This is a genomic window from Limibacillus sp. (genome assembly GCA_037379885.1).
GTDB lineage: Bacteria > Pseudomonadota > Alphaproteobacteria > Kiloniellales > CECT-8803 > JARRJC01.
In genome coordinates this window covers 1-2,896 of the sequence record JARRJC010000114.1, presented here as the reverse complement: position 1 = coordinate 2,896, position 2,896 = coordinate 1, and the positions used below count along the sequence as shown (strand labels likewise).

Here is a 2,896-nt window from a genome sequence, read left to right as displayed (position 1 = left end):
CTCGTGACGAAGCGAAGCAGAGAATCCTGGCAGCCGGCGGTCGAGTGACTGGGAGCGTATCGAAGAAGACGGACTACGTAGTAGTGGGAGAGAACCCGGGCAGCAAGGCGGAAACGGCTCAAATCCTTGGGATTCAAAAGGTGTCAGAGCGCGAGTTTCAGCGGATGATCGACTAGAAAAGTACCGTTAGCGTTTCTGCATTACGGCCTGGGTAATTGCGCGAAAAGGAATCGGTCGTACAGCACGCAGACAGCGCATTCCAGTCAAGCATTGACGCCAACGAGAATACACTCATATATTTTGGTGCAATGCCGAGCGCTACACAGAAAAAGATCTTAGAGGGCCTGTTTCATGCGATGAAACCTTTAGCCCGAGCGATGCTGAGAAGCGGAATCGGTTACAGGGATTTCGCAGAGATTGCAAAATCGGCATTTGTGAACGTTGCAACCACGGACTATGGAATCCGCGGCAGACCGACTAATGCGTCCCGGGTGGCTGTGATGACGGGCCTCACCAGAAAGGAAGTCAAACGCCTCAGAGATATCAAAGATGGTGGTAGCGATTTTGTTATAGGGAAGGAACTTGCTCCGGGACTTGTTCTCGGAAACTGGTTCAGTCATTCCGAATTCACCGATTCGAACGGTGATCCGCTGGAACTTGATTTCCAAGGAGACAAACCAAGCTTTTGTGACCTTGTAAGGCAATTCGGAGGCGATATACCACCTGGCGCGATGCGAACGGAATTACTGCGTATCGGTGCTATAGAAGAAACTAAGTCCGGAAAACTCCGAGCTCTCAAGTCCGTGTTCACCCCGAGCGATTTGGATGATCGGCTCGCGTTGGCGCTTGAGTTATCCCTAAGAAGATTGGCAGAGACGATCCTGTTCAATACAGACCCCGAAAACCAAGAACTGGTTCGAATTGAGAGGACCATAACAACACGGCCGTTGGCTCCAGAGCATGCCGAGCTCTTACGACGGGTGTCGAGAGGGCGGCTAGAAGAATTTGGTAACTCTATCCATGAGTTCTTCTCGACTTACGAGTCACTCCATGCGGAAACTGATGGTCTAGGCTCGCGCGCAGTGGGAGTCGGCATCTACTACTATGAGGAGGCATCTGCTGATGAAGAGTCGGCGTAGCCTTAGTGAATGATTTTGTGTCACGTCCGATCCTCAAAGTAGGGCCTTGTTGGGCTGATCCTCGGATTCCGTTCTATCGACACAAATCGATTACTCTCATCTGTCGGCGGCTGTGCACTATGTGCGGCGAGGTCGCGGTAGGTTCACGCGCCCCGCCAGCACTTAGCCAGAGTAATTTCTAGGTTTGAGATGCAAAATCCGGCAAAGCTATAAATTTCAAAACCTTAAGATGACCAGCTAATTGATGAGCTAAGAAACGCCTACAAATAGAAGTTTTCATGAAATGAATGGCGTGGAAGTATTATTCTTGGGCGTTGCTCGAGAACCACAATGTGAGTGCGATTTCTATGGCGGTTTTCCCTTACGTCCCGACCAAATGATCCCGCATTTCGGTGACCTGATAAGTCGCGAGATCACTTCACCATAATTGATTGACTTACAGATGTTTAGCGTCTAAATTCCTTTTTTATGGGGATTATGTTGTTTTATGACGGATTCTGTAAAAGAAGGACTGTTGGCAGCGTACGCGCGGCTAATGAGGCCGTTAGTGCGCATCCTTCTGCGGCACGGTGTCTCCTTCGCAGAGTTTTCGGAAGTAATTAAAAGGGTCTATGTGACTATCGCTGCAGAGGATTTTCAGGTCCCTGGGAAGAAAATTTCCAAAGCGCGGATCGCAATCGTAACTGGCTTAACGCGGACAGAAGTGCAGCGGCTTGCGGAGATAGATGACGAAGATTTTACGGGTGCGAGAAGCAACTTGGGCAGAATCGGGCGGGTGTTGCTTGGATGGCACACTGATCCGGATTACACAGGACCTTATGGGGTGCCGCTTGAGCTGCCTTTCGATAGTCCAACTGGTGGATCGTTCACTACATTGGTGGAGGCTTACAGCGGGGACATGACCCCCCATGCAATGTTGGAAGAGCTGTTGCGCGTAGGGATAGTCGTTCAGACGGATGCAGGTTGGTACAAAGTTGTTAGGAGAGAATACGTTCCCGAGTCATTGGCGCCTGATTTCCTCGAGCGATTCGGTATTCAGATTCGCAATTTTATCCAGACGCTTGAGTTCAATATGTTGAAGTCAGCGCCTGGGAAGGGAAGATTCGAGCGAACTGTCATCGCAGATAATGGACTGAGACGCGAAGACCTCCCCGGGTTGGACTATTACGTTCGCGACCGGGGGCAGGCAGTTTTGGAAGATATTGACAATTGGATTGCTCAGCAGCGGGGCCCAGATAATAGGCGGCCAGATAAAGAAGAGCGAAACGGGATTGTCCAGACTGGTATCGGAATATACCACTACGTGGTCAAAGAGGACGATGAGCCCAAATCGCTGAGGATGCTGCTAGAGGAATCCAGTGGGATAGAAGAAAAGGAGTAAGAGGGGTAAGCATTGTCAATTTGCAGGTTGGCGAGAGCCTCGGGGCAATGCGAAGAAAAGTCGGAGAAGTAACGCGGCCGTTAGAGTCGCCTGCTCCGGCAAAAAGCAGCGAGTACGCCTCAGTGAAAGTTGAGGCGATAGTGAGAGAAGAGGTGTTGGAGGAACCCTCAAATGAGCGAACCATCAAAGCCCAGCATATGGGGCACTCCGCTTATTGTTTGTGCGCTTCTGGTAGGTGCTAGTCCGATAGTTGGCCTTGCGGCCACGGGCCATAGCACTACCAGTAGTATTAGTGGCAGCGATGCCCTCAGCATCAACGGCAGCGATGCCCTGAGCATCAACGGCAGCGATGCCCTGAGCATCAACGGCAGCGATG

The 2,896-nt window shown here is 51.0% G+C and carries 3 protein-coding genes; all 3 read left to right on the top strand.

All coding sequences use genetic code 11. The features are described from left to right. Positions 1–215 precede the first annotated feature (215 nt). Positions 216–1,139 carry a DUF6502 family protein gene (locus tag P8X75_15070; GenBank protein MEJ1996502.1) on the top strand — a complete coding sequence of 308 codons (924 nt, stop codon included), beginning with the start codon at positions 216–218 and terminating at the stop codon, positions 1,137–1,139. A 487-nt stretch (positions 1,140–1,626) separates the two neighbouring features. Next, on the top strand, positions 1,627–2,520 hold the full coding sequence (locus P8X75_15065; protein ID MEJ1996501.1) for a DUF6502 family protein: 894 nt from the start codon (positions 1,627–1,629) through the stop codon (positions 2,518–2,520). Between the two features lie 171 nt (positions 2,521–2,691). After that, positions 2,692–2,896: hypothetical protein (locus P8X75_15060; GenBank protein MEJ1996500.1), on the top strand; the 205-nt coding region annotated here is incomplete at its 3' end.